Source organism: Pseudodesulfovibrio senegalensis (genome assembly GCF_008830225.1).
Classification (GTDB): Bacteria; Desulfobacterota; Desulfovibrionia; order Desulfovibrionales; family Desulfovibrionaceae; genus Pseudodesulfovibrio; species Pseudodesulfovibrio senegalensis.
The window spans coordinates 128,973-144,729 of sequence record NZ_WAIE01000001.1; the positions used below are offsets into that span (position 1 = coordinate 128,973).

A 15,757-nucleotide genomic window follows, 5' to 3' on the forward strand; every position below is an offset into this window, starting at 1 on the left:
TTCTACAACCCCGTGGTCAGTGCGTCGAGCAACCCCTGATAATCCATGGGGCGCGGCAGATAGGCGCCCAGAATTTCGTTCAGCTCGCGAGGCCCGCGCATCTGGCGCAGGCTCAGGGCGGCCCGGAGGGTCATGTCCGTCTTGATGCGCATTTCCCGTTCCAGCGTGTCCTTGCGGCGGCTCATGACTTCCTGCACAAGGTGCGCGTCTTCCATTTTTCCCAGCAGTTCCAGCCCGGCTCCGAGATAGGCGTCGTCAACAGCCCATTCCGGTTCGGCCAACACGGCATGCCCGTGCACACGGGCGGTCTGTGCCAACGCCAACAGGTCCGCGGCCAGATTCACCTCCTGCGTGAACAGGCTGCCCAGGATGTTTGTGCGGCTTTCGGCCAGACCCGGCAGCCGGTCACGTTCCAGAAAGAGCAGGGGTGTCACGTCGCAGAGCCGGTCCAGCAGTTCGTCGGCGGAAAGGTCGCGGCAGATGCCCATGACCCCGCGCCGGGCCAGTTCCAGCATGTCCGAGTAGTGCGCCGTGAACTCGGTTTGCAGGAGTCCGGATTCGGCCATGAAGCGGTCATCGTCGCTGTCGTCCGCGGCAAGGGCCAGCACGCCTGCGGTGAATCCGTCGCGCACCGAGTCCAGCGCCTCGTCCACGGCCGTGTTGAAAAGCCTGTCGTAGCGGTAGGCCAGCAATACCCAGAACCCGAGAATCCCCTCGGGTGAAAATTCGGCTATGTGCGCGTGGGGCAGGGGTCTGGACAGCAGCGGATTTTCGGACGCCCCGGAGGGTTCAGGCATGTCCGAGGCCAGATGGATCATGCCCCGGGAAAGGCACCGGCTTGTGGATTGCAGAACCGTGTCCACGGCCTTTTCCATGGCCGGTTCAAGCGTGTGCAGGTCTTCGATGTCCGAGGTCTCATAGGTGCGCAACAGGTCGCGCACCTCCTGACGGCGCACGCTGTTCAGGCCGCTGAGCACAGCCTTGCGCGCCGGTTGGCCCGTGCGCATCAGGGCCAGCGCAAGTGTCTCGTTGCTCATGCGCGTGCCGTTCACGAATTTGTCCGCCACCTGAAATACGGCTCCCGGCCCAAGGTGAAGGAAAACATCCATGCCGTATTCGTCCACCGGGGAACGTCCTGAAAACGGCATGGTCATGAAACAGACTCCTTGCGCTGTGTCGTGCCGGGCGCAAAAGGCGCGGGTATACGCTTTGCTCTACCGCAGGGCCGGAGGCCCGAGCACGATCATTTCGGCGATGGTATGGTCCACCTTGGGCAGACTGCGCAGCTTGGGCCCCACGAATTCCATTTCCAGCCGGGCGAGGTCGGAATAGAGCGGGGTGCGGTCCACCACGGGCGGCTGCCTGTCCTGTTCGCGCATGTCGCCGGTCAGTTCCTGGCATTTCCAGCAGCCCGGAAAGTCCACACTGCGTCCGTCCGGCCGGGTCATGACGTTGGGAACACCGTGCATGCGGCAGATCATGAGCCTGTGTTCATACAGGCCGCAACGGCCCTGTCCCTCGTCGCCGAGGTTCAGCGGACACATGATGTGCGGGCGCTCCCCGCGTTGCAGGTCCTGCCGGGCCTGCTCCACGTATTCACGGGAGCGGTCCTCGAACAGCGTGCGTTGCGCGTCGGGCAGTTGTTTCAGCCCTTCCCACAGGTAGGCCCATTCGATGTATGTGTGGTGCTGGAAAAAGCTGTAGCAACAGTTGTCCGTGCACCCTTCACAGCTCAGGCCGATGGCCTGTGCCGCGTCCGCGTAGCCGTCGGCCATGCGGGTATAGATGGCGGCCAGCTTGCGAAAGGCCGCCTTGGGAGTCTTTTTCTTCATGCGAAGTTCACCTTGTTCAAAATGGCCTGCACGCATTCTTCGGGCGTGCGGTCGTCGGTACGCACCGTGATATCGGCTGCGGCACGGTACAGGGGCTGGCGCTCCCTGTAAAGGTCGCTCATGCTCATGCCCGGGGCAATGGCCAGCCCGCGGTTGTGCCCGGCTCCCACGCGGCGCAGGAATTCTTCTTCGCCCACGGCAAGGTGAACCATGGGACCGAGCCGCTTGAGCGCGGCCACGGCCTTTGTGCCGTAGATCACGCTGCCGCCCGTGGAGACGATGGTGCGGTGCAGCATGAGCTCGCTGACAAGGTGTTCCTCGATTTTCAGGAACTGGTCGCGTCCATAGGTGTCGTAGACCCCCTGCAGGGGCAGCGCGTAATAGGATTCGATGTGCCGGTCCGTGTCCAGATGAGCCCATCCCAGTGCCTCGGCCAGCAGCGGGGCAAGTGTCGATTTTCCGGCCCCGGCCATGCCCACCAGCGAAATGCAGGGAGCCTTGGGGTCGTCCTGTTTGACCTTGGTGAACGCCATCTATGCCTCGTCTTGATCGGTAACCACGCAGACCTTGTCCTCGGCATCGCGCTCCAGCACCATGACGTTGACGTGTTCGCCCTTGGAGGTCTTGACGTTTTTGCCCACGTAGTCGGCCTGAATGGGCAGTTCGCGCAGTCCGCGGTCAATGAGCGCCAGCAGCTCCACGCGCTTGGGCCGTCCGTAGTCGAGGATGGCTTCCAGCGCGGCGCGCACCGTGCGGCCGGAATAGAGCACGTCGTCCACGAGCACAATGCTTGCGCCCTCGATTTCAAAGGGGATTTCCGTACAGTTTATGGTGGGCTGCACGTCCGGATTGGTCCAGTCGTCCCGGTACAGGTTGATGTCCAGCTTGCCCAGTGGAACCGTGCGGTCCAGTTCGCGGTCAATGGTCCGTTTGAGGCGGTCGGCCAGATCCGCGCCGCGGCGCTGGATGCCGACGATGGCCAGCCGTTCGTCCTCGCCCCGGCGTTCGATGACTTCCATGGCCAGTCGTTCGATGGTCCTGCCCAGTTCGCGGCTGTTCAAAATGGTCCCGCATTCACGCATGTATCCACCTTCCTTCGGCAGGCTGTCGCAATAATGTGAACGGCCTGTGTTTGTTGACGCAACCAGTGGTTTGTCAGGAATTTTCGGCTTGTGAAACTCCATGAATAAGCCATGGTCCCCGCCGTGGTCAACAAAACGTCTTATCAGGAATGATTTCTATTTGACAAAGAAGAACACAGGTCTTACCTCTCTAGTCCCAACCATGAATTTCAAGGAGGACTGACAGATGATCAATTTGACCGAAGCCGCACAGAAGCAGCTGGAAAGCTACTTCTCGGATCGGGAAACCTCTGCCATCCGGGTGTATCTCGCATCCGGCGGTTGAGCTGGCCCCCGACTGACATTGGCTCTGGATGAGCCTAAGGACACTGACGGCGTATACGAAACCGGTGGATTCAAGTTCCTTTTGGACAAGGAGCTGGCACAGCAGACCGGTGAAATCAAAATAGACATGACCTACTACGGATTCTCGGTGGACGCACAGAATCCCATGGGGGGCGGATCCTGCTCCTCGTGTTCCACGGGGTCGTGCTCCTGCTAGCAGGAGTTGCCACTGTCGTTTCAGGGCGTCCCGCAAGGGGCGCCCTTTTTTTATACTGTTTTTTCGGAGTGTTGCCTGCACCGTGCATGAGAGTTCTCAATTTTGGTTTGACGCCTCGCTTTTTCATGCCTACCTGTAGGAGACCAGACCTTTAACGATCATAGGAGGATTTCATGATCGAAGTAACCAATGAAGCCATTGCCAAGCTCGAAGAGCATTTTGAAGGACAGGACCGTGCGCCCATTCGCGTGTATGCGGCCTCGGGCGGTTGTTCCGGCCCCATGCTCGGACTTGCGCTGGACGAGGTCAAGGCGGGCGACGCCAGCACCGAAATACAGGGATTCACATTCATTGCCGAAGAAAAGCTGCTGGAAGTCGTCGGTGACGTGAACATTCACGCCAACGAGCACGGCTTTCAGGTCGCCAGCCAGAATCCGCTTCCGGGCGGCGGTTGCGATTGCAACTCGGGCTGCGGCGGCTGCTGCAGCTAGCAGGAATATCGTGCCGGATGGCAAATGGCTCCCGCGCTTACGGCGACGGGGGCCTTTTTTTATGGAAAAATGACCCGTGCGACACCGAACAGGACCGGCATGCTTGCAACTATGGCCCATGGTTCGTATGACTACCTGCCACCAGAACAAACCGAGCGGGAGATCGGCCATCATGTTCAGACAGGAAGAATGGATTTTCAGCGGGGCATCCGGCGCACACTACCGGTTCTCCATTCGCACCAAGAAAAGCGGCCTGCCGCAGGCCCCGGGCGTGGTCATGCTGGCCTATACCCATCCGCGCGGCCATATGGCCGGATGGCAGGTGAACCCGCTGTTCATCGGTCATGCCGACGACATGAGCCGGATTCCCGAAAGCGAAGTTGATCCGCACAGCAAGCAGATGGCCCTGTGGAACAGTTGTTTCCTGTTGCCGGAATCCCTTGCCGCTGCCCGTGAGGCATGTGTCCTCGATCTGGAGCGTGCGAACGCCCCCTTCATCATCATTCCGGAATAGCCCGACCTATCCTCCGCAACGCCGGAAAAAATATTGGCTGGCCCAGCCTTGCTTTTTTTTGGGCCTTTGACCATGCCGTGAGCAAAGATTGATTTGTTGACACGGCGGTCATTTCCATATTAGCTGCTTAGAAAAATGACCGTCGGTCACATTATGACCGGTGGTCACGCAACAGGTGCGGGACACGTGAACCAGACAGGAACAGGCAGCATGAGCAGGCAGCAGGAAAAATCGCGCCAGACCATGAAAGAGTTGATGGAAGCGGCCACCAGCCTGTTCGCGTCCAAGGGCTTCACGGCCACGTCCGTGGCCGAGATCACAAGCCGGGCCGGGTATGCCAAGGGCAGCTTCTACCGCCACTGGGAAAGCAAGGGCCAGCTGTTTCTGCAGATCGTGGAGCACAAGATGCGCCAGTACCGCGACGCCCGCGACCGCCGTATTGCCGATGCCGGTAATCTGGAAGAGGCCATGCGCATCATCTGGGATTTTCTGGAGACCATGGTCTCGGATTCCGAGTGGGCGCGCGTTTTTCTGGAGTTCACCGTGCATTCCATGCGCGATGAAGAGCTGTGCGCCGAACTGCGGCGCAGCCAGTACCGTCTTTCCGAGGACATTTTTGCGGAGCTGGTGCGGCCCTTCGTGACCACGGATTATCCTGCGGAAAAGATCGGGGCCCTGAACACGGCCCTGTTCGAGGGCTTCATGGTCCACAACGCGCTGGAGGCCGGGGTGCTGGAGCTGGAGGACGTGCGCGAGGCCGCCGTGGCCCTTGCCGTTGCCAAGGGAACGAAACAGTAGATCGCTGTTCGCCATATATTTAATCACGGGAGGAGAGGATGAAACGGGTATTTCTGTTGAGCACGGCCGTTGCGGCCCTGTGTGTGAGCATGTTGTGTGTGAGCGGTCCGGCCGAGGCCCAGACGCGGCTGACCTATTCCAACTTTTTCCCGCCCACCCACGTGCAGTCCCAGCTGGCCGAACAATGGTGCCGCGAAGTGGAAAAGCGCACGGACGGCGAAGTGGTCATCGACTACTATCCGGGCAGCACCCTGACCAAGGCCAAGCAGTGTTATGACGGCGTTGTCGAGGGCATGTCCGACATCGGACTTTCCGCGCTGGCCTATTCTCGCGGGCGTTTTCCTGTCATGGCCGCCGTGGACCTGCCCCTGGGCTACACCTCGGGCGTGCAGGCCACCCGGGTGGCCAACGACGTGTACGCAAAGTTCCGTCCGGCCGAGCTGGACGACGTGCAGGTCATGTATTTCCATGCCCACGGCCCGGGCCTTTTGCACACGGCCAAGAAGCCGGTCAAGACCCTTGAGGACATCAAGGGACTGAAGCTGCGCGCAACGGGCAACTCCGGCAAGCTGGTGCAGGCGCTGGGCGCCACCCCGGTGGCCATGTCCATGTCCGATTCCTACCAGGCCATCCAGAAGGGCGTGGTGGACGGCGGCATGTATCCCGTGGAAACCAACAAGGGCTGGAAAATGGCCGAGGTCGTGGACTACATGACCGAGTCTTTCCCGGTGGGGTATACCACCACCTTTTTCGTGGTCATGAACAAGGACCGCTGGAACGCGCTTTCCGACAAGGCCCGCGCCGCCATCACCGAAATCAACGCCCAGTGGTCCGTGCTGCACGGCAAGGCCTGGGACGAGAGCGACGTGGTGGGCCGCGAGTACTTCAAGGCCAAGGGCGGGGAGATCATCCCCCTGAGCGCGGCCGAAGGCGAAAGGTGGAAGGCTGCGGCCGCACCCATGCTCGATGAATACGTGAACGACGCGGACGCCAAGGGCCTGCCCGGCAGGGAAGTGCTGGAATTTACCCAGAAGTCGCTCGAGGCGGACCACTAGGAATCTGAATTCGAATACGCGCGCGGTCTTTGCGGGCCGCGCGTTTTTTTACGGGACAGACGCATGGAAAATCAGAATCCGGGACTGCTCGGGCGCTTGGAGTCGGTCATGAAGGTGGTTGCGGCCGCCTGTCTGATGGCCATGGCGCTCGTCACGGGCGTGGATGTGGCCGGGCGCGCCCTGCTCAATACACCCCTGTTCGGCACCGAGGAAATCGTGACCATTCTGGCCGTGTTCGTGGCCGGGCTGGCCTTGCCCTATACCCATTCGCAGGGCAGCCACATCGGTGTGGAAATCCTGTATGCCCGCATGGGCAGCCGGATGCGCGCCGTGTTCGACGTGCTGACCAATTCGTTGGCGGGCGGACTTTTCCTGCTGGTGGCGTGGCGCATGGTGCTGTACGGCAACAGCCTGCGCCGTTCGGGTGAGGTATCCATGAACCTTGAGCTGCCCACCTACATGGTGGTCTATGCGCTGGGATTCTGCTTTCTGGTCTTTGCGCTCTGCCTGCTGGCCGGGGCCGCCAAACCCCTGACGCGCGGAGGCCGCTCATGAACCTGATGGACCCGACCACCATGGGCCTTGTGGGCGTGGGTGTGATGCTGCTTTTGTTCATGACCCGCATGCCCGTCGCTTACGTCATGACCCTTGTGGGCTTCGTGGGTTTTTCCTGCCTCATCTCCCTGAAAGGCGGCATGAACCTGCTTTCGCGCAGTATCTACGACGCGTTTTCCTCCTACAGCCTCGCCACCATCCCCCTGTTCATCCTCATGGGGCAGCTGGCCTTCAACAGCGGCATCAGCCGCAGGCTGTACGATGCGGCCTATTGTTTCTTCGGCCATGTGCGCGGCGGGTTGGCCATGGCCACGGTCACGGCCTGCACCGCGTTCGGCGCGGTGTGCGGGTCCAGCCCGGCAACGGCCGCCACCATGACCACCGTGGGCCTGCCCGAGATGAAGCGCTACGGTTACGCGGATTCGCTGGCCACCGGAGCCATCGCCTCGGGCGGCAGCATGGGCATGATCATGCCGCCCAGCGTGGTGCTGATCATCTACGGCGTGCTCACCGAGCAGTCCATCGGCGCATTGTTCGTGGCCGGAATCCTGCCCGCACTGCTCATGACCCTGCTTTTCGTGGGCGCCATCGCCATGCAGTGCGCCCTGAACCCGAAGCTCGGCCCGGCTGGGGAGCGCACGCCTCTGGCCGCGCGTTTCAAGTCCCTGATGGGTCTTGCGGACACCCTGCTCATCTTCCTGCTGGTCATCGGCGGCATGTTCTTCGGCTGGTTCACGCCCAACGAGGCCGCCAGCATCGGCGTGCTGGGGGTGCTGGCCATTTCGCTGGTCAAGCGCCAGCTCACGTGGCGGGCGTTCGTCAATTCACTGTACGAGACCCTGCGCACCTCCTGCATGGTGCTGTTCCTTGTGGCGGGCGCGGGCGTGTTCGGCAAGTTCCTGGCCGTGACCCGCATCCCGTTCAACGTGGCCACCTGGGTCTCCGCCTTTGACCTGCCGCCCTTTGCCATCATGGCCATGATTGTCGGCATCTTCTTCATCGGCGGCTGTTTCATGGACGCGCTGGCCCTGATCATGCTGACCATCCCGGTCTTTTTTCCGGTGGTCACCAACCTCGGGTACGATCCGATCTGGTTCGGCATCATCATCGTGCTGGTCACGCAGATCGGGGTCATCACTCCGCCTGTGGGTATCAACGTCTATGTGGTCTACGGCATGTCGCGCAAGATTGCGCCTTCGGTTTCGCTGGAGGCCATTTTCCGTGGCGTGATGCCGTTTCTGGCCGCCATCGTGTTCGGAATCGCGCTGTTGTTCGTGTTTCCGGAAATCGTCATGGTTCTGCCGAACATCATGTACTGACCGCAGCCATTCCCGACCGTTTTGCCGTTTCAGCAGCCGCCGCACGGATCGTGATTCCGTGCGGCGGCTGCTTGCGTCCTCATGCCGGACGTTATAAGGGATTTGATATATAAGAACGCCAATTCACGCGATTGCGGCGGGGCCGGATCGTCCGCTCCCGCCTGTCGTGAACCCTGAACAAGGCAGGTTCCCATGAGTCCGCAACGACTGTACAAATCCATCTACGATATCGCCAGAACCATCAACTCCAGCCTTGAGCCTTCCAAGGTGCTGGCCGCCATTGCCGAGCAGGTCACCCGCGCCATGAATGCCAAGGGCTGCTTCATCCGCTTGCTGGATGCGCGCGGCGAAATGCTGCTGCCCGGTGCGTATCACGGCCTGAGCGACCGCTACGCCGAGAAAGGCCCGGTGCAGGTGGAAAAGAGCCGCCTTGATCAGGAGGTGCTTGAGGGCAAAATCGTGACCATTGCCGACGTGCGCACGGACGACCGTTTCCAGTACCCGGCCGAGGCCGAGGCCGAGGGGCTTGTTTCCCTTGTCGTCGTGCCCCTGACCGTGGGCGGCGAGCGGGTGGTGGGCGTGTTGCGCGTGTATTCGGACGCGGCGCGCGAGTTCGATTCCGAAGAGCTGGATTTTCTTTCCTGCATTGCCGACCTTTCGGGGTTGGCTCTGGAAAACGCACGCATGTACAAGGCGTTGAAGCGGGCCAGCGAGCTGGCCAACGAGTTCAACTACCGCGTTTTCGAGGATTGATGCGAACGTCACGACAATCGGGCGCGGCCGCATGGTCCGCCGGGAGGATAGCATGAGCAAGATCAGAGTAGGCATCAACGGATTCGGCCGCATCGGCCGTCAGGTGCTCAAGACCATATGGGAATACCATCGCGACACCATGGAAGTGGTGGCCGTGAACGACCTTTTCGACATAGAGACCAACGCGCATCTTCTGGCCCACGACACCAACTACGGCAGCCTGCCCGTGGACATCGCCGTGGACGGCGATACCATCCGGGTTGGCGATGACTTCAAAGTCACAAGTTTTGCCGAGCGCGATCCGCGCATGATCCCGTGGGGCAGACTCAAGGTGGACGTGGTCGTGGAATCCACGGGCATTTTCCGCACCGGACCCACCGCGGCCCAGCACATCGAGGCCGGGGCGCGCAAGGTGGTCATTTCCGCGCCCGCCAAGGAAGAGGACATCACCCTTGTCATGGGCGTGAACCACACGGACTATGACCCGGCCAAACACCATGTCATTTCCAATGCCTCCTGCACCACCAATTGTCTTGCCCCGGTGGTCAAGGTCATGCACGAGGCCTTCGGCATCAGCAAGGGCGTCATGACCACGGTGCACGCCTACACCAACGACCAGCGCATTCTGGACATGCCGCACAAGGACCTGCGCCGTGCGCGCGCCGCGGCCTGCAACATGATCCCAACCTCCACAGGCGCGGCCAAGGCCGTGGCACTGGTCATCCCGGAGATGCAGGGGCGGTTCGAGGGCTATTCCGTGCGCGTGCCCACGCCCACGGTCTCCCTTGTGGATTTCGTGGCCGTGCTGGAAAAGGATACTACCACCGAGGAGCTCAAGGCGCGGCTCAAGGCCGCCTCGCAAAACGAGCTTGCGGGCATTCTCGGTTATTCCGAGCAGGCGCTCGTGTCCACGGATTTCGTGGGCAATCCCCATTCCGGCATCGTGGAGGCCGACTTCACCGTGGTGCAGAGCGGCAATCTCGCCAAGGTCTATGCATGGTACGACAACGAGTGGGGCTATTCCTGCCGCGTGGCCGACCTCATCGACTACATGGGCCAAAAGGGGATTTAGGTAACGTTGCTTTTTTTGGGGAGAACCCTTTTGAAAAAGCCCCCCTCCCCAAATCCCATCCCGCAAAATTTTTTGGCGAGCGGCCCGGTTTGTCTTGCAAACCGGGCCGCTGGGTTGTTGTGGGGAAACGAAAAACTGTCTTTGCTGAATTACTCACCCGCCGTTGCATCCGCAGGATGCAACGGTAGAAAAGGGTCAAGGGACGTGTCCCTTGCGGGTGCAGGGCAGCGCTCAGCTTCTCCCAAGGAAATCATTTCATGGCCTGGATTTTTCGTGCGTTTCGTATGGACGTGAGCGTGTCGCGGTAGGGTGCGTCCTTGCCTTTCGGAGCAAGTCCCACGGCTTCCTGAGCCAGCTGTTCGGCCCTGTCCAGCCTGCGTTTGCGCGTGTAATAGAGCCAGGCGAGGTTGTTGCGTGGCCTCGGGTCGTCGGGCATGTGCTTGATGGCTTTTTCATAGCGTTTTTCCGCGCGGAGCCATTTTTCCATGGCAAAGGCCACGTTGCCCAGATACAGCCACGCCTCGGGCAGGTCCTTGGCCTGTTCGTATTGCTCCTGTGCCAGTTGCAGCTCGCCCTTTTGTTCATAGCTCACGCCCAATTGCAGGTGCTCTTCGGGCGAGAGAGCGTCATCGTGCAGGGTTATTTTGGGCATGGCGCAGCCGCCAAGCCCCATGAGCACGATCAGGGCGAGGCAGGGCAGGGCCGCGCGCAGCCTGTATTGAGTGCTTTTTCCTTTCATTATCGTTCCTTGGGCGTCACGGTCAGCATCCAGTAGCCGGTTTCCTGCCACTGGCCGAGAAATTCCTTCCACGCAATGCGTTTGGCGCGCTCGTGGCCGGAGTGCACGATCACTTCCGTGGGCGTGTAGCCGATGACCACCATGTAATGCAGCTTGCGCACCATGGGCAGACCCTGATCCACCATGACCACCATGGGGTGGCCCTGATTCACGGCGTTGATGACCGCCTGCGGCGAACCCTTGCCGAACATGGAATTGAATCCGCGGTGGCGCGGGTACAGGATCATGTCCAGGTTCACGGCCCCGCGGATGTCCTTGCGGAACACGTCGCGGGCGATCGCTTCCGGCGTGACGCGGTCCCCGGCATGGTTCAGCACCATGGCCAGCGCAGCCGGGCCGCATTGGTATTGCTCCTGCACCAGAAAGGGCACGTCCCGAATCATGGCGCTGCCCATGTTCTTGGGCAGGGGCGGCAGGTTTGTTCTGGCGGCGCAGCCGCAGAGCACGCACAGGACAAGAACCGTTGCAAGCCCCATGGCGAACAGCCTTCCGGGCAGGGCGGGGCAGCATGACGGGGGGGGCATGAATGGTTGCCGGACCGCACGCGCGGCCCGGTTTTTTTTCGAGGCAGTCATCAGGATATGGTCACCCGCGTGTCCGTGAAGTGGAATATGAGCGCCACAAGCGCCACGATCACCAGCAGGCCGATGACCAGTCCCACGCCGTCACCGGCGACGTCGATATCCTTGATGCTGGAGGCCACCCGGTGCAGCTCCTCGTCCGAGAGCGCGCTCATGCGGGTTTTGATCTCTTCCTGCGAGTAGCCCAGTTCGGAGAGCCGCTTGGTGACCATCCTGTTTTCCAGCACCTGCTGCACGGTTTCCATGTTCTGGCCCCGCTCCTGGGCGTAGGCGTCCGCGCTGGGGATGAAACCGGCCTCGGCCCGGGGCGCGAAACCGGCAATGGTCATGACCGCCAGCAGCAGAATGGCGGTGATCCTGAACAAACGTGTGTCTATGCATTGCGTCATTGCAAATCCTCCATGAGCGCCCAATTCCCCAAAGGGGGAGGGGTGTCAAGCATGTGCAGGGATCGTGCACAAACACGGGGATTTGCAGCGGCATACCCTGCGGGGCATGCGTCAGCGCACGGGCAGGCCCCACTCCTTGCGCACGTCGTTCAGGTCGATGATGCGCGGCGGCAGTAGCGTGAACCCCGATGCTTCGCACAGGTCGTGCCGGTCCGCGAACTTGTCTTCGTAGAGCACCTCGTCGAGGATGTAATAGTCGGATTCGTTCATGATACGGTCCCACTGGTGGGTCATGAATTGCAGATGGTCGGGGTCGAACGTGTCCACGTCGTCCCAGTGCCAGCTGAAGCGGCACAGCTCGTTGTCGAATCCGAGCACGCAGATGTACCGGGCCTTGCTGTCCAGATACATGCGCCGCCTGAGCTTGAGCGGGTCGCGCGTGATGGCGGCCATGTCGAACTCCACGGGTTCGCCGTTGAGCGTGGTGTTGACGTAGCAGTTGGCGTCGATCTTCATGCCCCACGTGGCGGTCTTGCCGCGCCGCCACCATTCCAGCGGCGTGTCGGAGTATATGTCGAATCCCTTTTCCGTGATGCGCTTGGCCGTCTTTTCGGAGACCGGGTGAAGGGCCAGATCGCACGAATGTCCGTGCACGGTGATTTCCAGAGCCATGGTTGTTCTCCTTGCGTTTTTTCTTTTGCCTGTGCACGGGCAGTGCCAATAGGAGCGTTGCGATATATTGTCTCGTTTCATCAGGCGGTTGCGTTGGGGCGTGGCTGCGCGTTGCGCAAATTGGTATCGCGCAGCAGAGCCGTGCACGATGTTGCGGGGTGATGGCGGAGAGAGCGGCGCTACGCGCACGAAAAAACGCGCCCCGCTGTGCACGGAGCGCGCTTCGTCCCAATCGTGTGCAAGGAGAGAGGTTAATGCAGCAGGTTGGGGAGGAAGGTTATGACGGCAGGGCAGAGGGTTAGGACTGCCAATGTAGCGAGCAATGACAACAGATACGGCATGGATGCCCTCATCACTCGTTCGAGGGGTACCTTGGTAATGGCGCTGGCAACGAACAGGTCCAGTCCCACGGGCGGGGTGATGCACCCGATGGCCAGGTTGATGACCATGAGCACGCCGAAGAACAGGGGATCGATGCCCAGCTGGACGGCCACGGGCAGGAAGATGGGGGTCAGGATGACCACGGCCGCCGAGGCGTTGATGAGCGTTCCGATGAACAGCAGGAGAACGTTCATCATCAGCAGGAAGACCACCGGGGAGTCGGTCATGGACACGATGTACGCACCGATGTGGTGCGGGATTTCCAGGTTGGTGAGCATCCAGCCGAAAACCTTGGCCGCGCCCACGATGAACATGATCAGGGTGGTGCCGATGACCGCCTTGAAGATGATCTTGGGGAAGTCCCTGAGCTTGAGTTCCTTGTAGATGAACAGGCCCACGAAAATGCCGTAGACCGCGGCCACGGCCGCAGCTTCGGTGGGCGTGAAGATGCCGCCGTAGATGCCGCCGATGATGATCACCGGAGTCATGAGCGCCCAGAACGAGTCCTTGAAGCTCTTGAGCAGGGCCATGAACGAGAAATTGCCTTCGGCCGGGATGCCTTCGCGCTTGGCGATGACCCAGCTCACGGCACACATGGTCAGGCCCATGAGGATGCCCGGCACCAGCCCGCCCACGAACAGATCGCCGATGGAGGTTCCGGCGATGACGCCGAAGACCACCAGCGTGATGGAAGGCGGGATGACGATGCCCACGGTGCCGCCCGCGGCGACGATGCCGGTGGCCAGCTCGCGGCGATATCCCTTTTTCTCCATTTCATTGACCATGGTGGAACCGATGGCCGCCGTGGTTGCGGCGGACGAGCCGGAAATGGCCGCGAAGAACATGCCCGAAACCGCAACAACCTGCGCCAGCCCGCCGGTGAACGACCCGACCATTGCCTGCGCGAAGTTGACCAGACGGCTGGTGACGCCGCCGGCGGACATGAAGGTTCCGGCCAGCATGAAGAAGGGCACGGCCATGAACGAGAACGAATCAACGCCCGAGTACATGATCTGGGTGATCATGACCTGCGGCATGCCCAGAAAGTAGTAGAGGATGATGGATACGGACAGGGCCAGGGCAAAGGCCACGGGCACGCCCACGGCGGTCATGCCCAGAAAGGAAAAGAGCAGTACGGCTTCCATGTCATCCCTCCTGGGGCTTTTCGGCTGCCGCGGTTTCCATGTCCGCGGCGGGCCGGTTGCGGTTCTTGATGGCCTTGGCGATGCGCACCGTGTCCTTGAACAGGTAGAGCATCATCAGGCAGGCGCTGGCTGGTATGATGGCGTAGACCGAGCTCATGGATATTCCCAGCCCCGGAGCGGTCTGGAAGGTCATGACCGAGGTCATCTTGGCCCCCTGCACGAGCAGGAGCAGGATGAACACGTAGCTGCAGACGTTGACGAATACTTCCAGTGCCAGCCCGGCAGCCGTGCCTTCCAGTTTCCTGGCCAGCAGCTGCACGGAAAGATGGCCGGATTCGCCCATGATCAGGGCGGAGCCGAGGAAGACGACCCAGACGAACAGAAAGCGCGAAAGTTCCTCGGACCATTCAAAGGTATGGCCGAAAAAGTAGCGCGATATGACCTGCAGGAAGATGAGTACGAGCATCAGGGTCATGGCCGAGACCGAAACCCAGTACAGTACCGCATGCAGGCCCTTGAACAGTTTTTCCATGGTAGCATCCTTGGGGGAGCGGCGCCCGGACACAAAGGCCCGGACGCCGGGAGGAGTTATTTCTTGAGGGCTTCGACAGCGTCGATGTTGTCCTGTCCGACCACATCGGCAAACTGCTTGTAGACCGGACGGGTCGCCTCGATGAAGGCGGTGCGGTCAACTTCGATGACTTCGATCTTGCCGGTGGCCTTGATCTTGTCCCAGAACTCCTTGTCCTGCTTTTCGGAAAGCTGGCGCTGCCATGCAATGGCTTCGTCGGCACTGTCCTGAATGATCTTCTGTTGGGCCGGGGTCAGCCTGCTCCAGGTGATCATGGAGATGACCACCGGTTCCGGCGCATAGGCGTGCGCGGTCTTGGAGGCGTATTTCTGCACTTCGAAGAAGCGCTTGGTCCAGATGTGCGCGCTGGGGTTTTCCTGTCCGTCCACGGTGCCCTGCTGCATGGCGGAATAGAGTTCGCCGAAGGCCATGGGAGTGGGGGAAGCGCCGAGCGCTTTCATCATTTCGATGTATATCTTGTTGGTCATGACGCGGATCTTGAGGTCGGTCATGTCCGCGGGGGTCTTGACCGGGCGGATGTTGTTGGTCAGGTGGCGGATGCCGTTTTCCATGTAGCCGAGCAGCTTGATGCCCTTGGGCTCAAGGTCTTTGCCGATCTTCATGCCGACGGTATCCAGGCTCTTGTAGGCGTGTTCCCTGTCCTGAAACAGGAAGGGCAGGTCGAACAGAGAAATCTGGGGCTGGAACTGGCCGAGAACCGCGGTTCCCACGAGCGCCATGTCCACGGTCCCGAAGATCAGACCCTCGATGAGGTCCTTTTGCCCACCGAGCTGGGAGGTGGGAAAGACCTTGACTTCGATTTCGCCGCCGGACTTTTCCTTCACCAGTTTGGCGAAGTGGTCCGCGCCCTGTCCATAGGGGTGAATGGGTTCCGCAATATGACCCAGCTTGATGACGACTTTTCCTGCAAAGGCCGGCACCGCAATGACGACCGACAGGATGACGGTAAAAAAAATGGTTGCCAGACGTTTCATGATAGCTCCTCAGTTTACATGAATGGTTGGTGCGGGGAACCCCACGTTCCCCGTTATGAATGTGCTCCTACGTTGTCTGGCATACACATTCCGTCATGAAAAAAACTGTTGGGAACGTATTCTGGAAAGTGTGTTTTTCGGGCGTTTTGTTCATTTTGTTCACGCGGTCGGCGTGACGGATGCGGCCCGTAGGAAAAACGGCCCGCCCCCTT

At 60.7% G+C, this 15,757-nt stretch carries 20 protein-coding genes; 9 read left to right on the top strand and 11 right to left on the bottom strand.

What is annotated here, in order from left to right:
* Positions 1-2 precede the first annotated feature (2 nt).
* Genes F8A88_RS00565 through pyrR form a run of 4 tightly spaced genes read right to left on the bottom strand, consistent with a single transcriptional unit; the run spans position 3 to position 2,914 of the window.
* Positions 3-1,154 carry a hypothetical protein gene (locus F8A88_RS00565; RefSeq protein WP_151148994.1) on the bottom strand — a complete coding sequence of 384 codons (1,152 nt, stop codon included), beginning with the start codon at positions 1,152-1,154 and terminating at the stop codon, positions 3-5.
* Between the two features lie 60 nt (positions 1,155-1,214).
* Positions 1,215-1,832, bottom strand: a complete 618-nt coding sequence (locus F8A88_RS00570; protein WP_151148995.1) for a hypothetical protein — start codon at positions 1,830-1,832, stop codon at positions 1,215-1,217.
* A complete protein-coding gene (thrB, locus tag F8A88_RS00575; protein WP_151148996.1) occupies positions 1,829-2,365 on the bottom strand; it encodes a homoserine kinase in 537 nt (178 codons plus the stop codon). Before thrB ends, F8A88_RS00570 begins: the two co-directional genes overlap by 4 nt.
* Positions 2,366-2,914 (bottom strand): bifunctional pyr operon transcriptional regulator/uracil phosphoribosyltransferase PyrR, encoded by a 549-nt coding sequence (pyrR, locus tag F8A88_RS00580; RefSeq protein WP_151148997.1) that lies wholly within the window; start codon positions 2,912-2,914, stop codon positions 2,366-2,368.
* A 226-nt stretch (positions 2,915-3,140) separates the two neighbouring features.
* Between pyrR and F8A88_RS15940 the strand changes: the two genes are divergently transcribed.
* The 9 genes from F8A88_RS15940 (at position 3,141) to gap (ending at position 10,012) form a co-directional block, all read left to right on the top strand.
* Complete coding sequence (locus F8A88_RS15940) at positions 3,141-3,455, top strand: IscA/HesB family protein (RefSeq protein ID WP_151148998.1); 315 nt, start codon at positions 3,141-3,143, stop codon at positions 3,453-3,455.
* 173 nt (positions 3,456-3,628) lie between these two features.
* Positions 3,629-3,946, top strand: a complete 318-nt coding sequence (locus F8A88_RS00590; RefSeq protein WP_151148999.1) for an IscA/HesB family protein — start codon at positions 3,629-3,631, stop codon at positions 3,944-3,946.
* Between the two features lie 172 nt (positions 3,947-4,118).
* Positions 4,119-4,460: a hypothetical protein gene (locus F8A88_RS00595; RefSeq protein ID WP_151149000.1), complete on the top strand. Its 342-nt coding sequence runs from the start codon at positions 4,119-4,121 to the stop codon at positions 4,458-4,460.
* A gap of 210 nt (positions 4,461-4,670) precedes the next feature.
* On the top strand, positions 4,671-5,258 hold the full coding sequence (locus F8A88_RS00600) for a TetR/AcrR family transcriptional regulator (protein ID WP_151149001.1): 588 nt from the start codon (positions 4,671-4,673) through the stop codon (positions 5,256-5,258).
* Between the two features lie 38 nt (positions 5,259-5,296).
* Positions 5,297-6,313 carry a TRAP transporter substrate-binding protein gene (locus F8A88_RS00605; RefSeq protein ID WP_151149002.1) on the top strand — a complete coding sequence of 339 codons (1,017 nt, stop codon included), beginning with the start codon at positions 5,297-5,299 and terminating at the stop codon, positions 6,311-6,313.
* A 63-nt stretch (positions 6,314-6,376) separates the two neighbouring features.
* The gene (locus F8A88_RS00610; RefSeq protein ID WP_151149003.1) at positions 6,377-6,868 is read left to right on the top strand and encodes a TRAP transporter small permease; all 492 of its coding nucleotides are present in this window, start codon (positions 6,377-6,379) and stop codon (positions 6,866-6,868) included.
* A gap of 5 nt (positions 6,869-6,873) precedes the next feature.
* Entirely contained in the window at positions 6,874-8,187 is a 1,314-nt protein-coding gene (locus F8A88_RS00615) for a TRAP transporter large permease (protein ID WP_151150206.1), read from the top strand.
* 192 nt (positions 8,188-8,379) lie between these two features.
* Complete coding sequence (locus tag F8A88_RS00620; protein ID WP_151149004.1) at positions 8,380-8,940, top strand: GAF domain-containing protein; 561 nt, start codon at positions 8,380-8,382, stop codon at positions 8,938-8,940.
* Positions 8,941-8,992: 52 nt separating this feature from the next.
* Positions 8,993-10,012 (top strand): type I glyceraldehyde-3-phosphate dehydrogenase, encoded by a 1,020-nt coding sequence (gene gap, locus F8A88_RS00625; protein ID WP_151149005.1) that lies wholly within the window; start codon positions 8,993-8,995, stop codon positions 10,010-10,012.
* 250 nt (positions 10,013-10,262) lie between these two features.
* On the opposite strand, the gene F8A88_RS00630 is transcribed toward gap, so the two are convergent.
* The 7 genes from F8A88_RS00630 to F8A88_RS00660 form a co-directional block, all read right to left on the bottom strand.
* Positions 10,263-10,751, bottom strand: a complete 489-nt coding sequence (locus F8A88_RS00630) for a tetratricopeptide repeat protein (protein WP_241667296.1) — start codon at positions 10,749-10,751, stop codon at positions 10,263-10,265.
* Positions 10,751-11,335 (bottom strand): C39 family peptidase, encoded by a 585-nt coding sequence (locus tag F8A88_RS00635; protein WP_161598285.1) that lies wholly within the window; start codon positions 11,333-11,335, stop codon positions 10,751-10,753. Before F8A88_RS00635 ends, F8A88_RS00630 begins: the two co-directional genes overlap by 1 nt.
* Positions 11,336-11,385: 50 nt before the next feature.
* Entirely contained in the window at positions 11,386-11,781 is a 396-nt protein-coding gene (locus F8A88_RS00640; protein ID WP_151149007.1) for a PA2779 family protein, read from the bottom strand.
* A gap of 111 nt (positions 11,782-11,892) precedes the next feature.
* Positions 11,893-12,453 carry a hypothetical protein gene (locus F8A88_RS00645; protein WP_151149008.1) on the bottom strand — a complete coding sequence of 187 codons (561 nt, stop codon included), beginning with the start codon at positions 12,451-12,453 and terminating at the stop codon, positions 11,893-11,895.
* Between the two features lie 251 nt (positions 12,454-12,704).
* Complete coding sequence (locus F8A88_RS00650) at positions 12,705-13,979, bottom strand: TRAP transporter large permease (protein WP_151149009.1); 1,275 nt, start codon at positions 13,977-13,979, stop codon at positions 12,705-12,707.
* Position 13,980: 1 nt separating this feature from the next.
* A complete protein-coding gene (locus F8A88_RS00655) occupies positions 13,981-14,511 on the bottom strand; it encodes a TRAP transporter small permease (RefSeq protein ID WP_151149010.1) in 531 nt (176 codons plus the stop codon).
* Between the two features lie 56 nt (positions 14,512-14,567).
* The gene (locus tag F8A88_RS00660) at positions 14,568-15,545 is read right to left on the bottom strand and encodes a TRAP transporter substrate-binding protein (RefSeq protein ID WP_151149011.1); all 978 of its coding nucleotides are present in this window, start codon (positions 15,543-15,545) and stop codon (positions 14,568-14,570) included.
* Positions 15,546-15,757 lie beyond the last annotated feature (212 nt).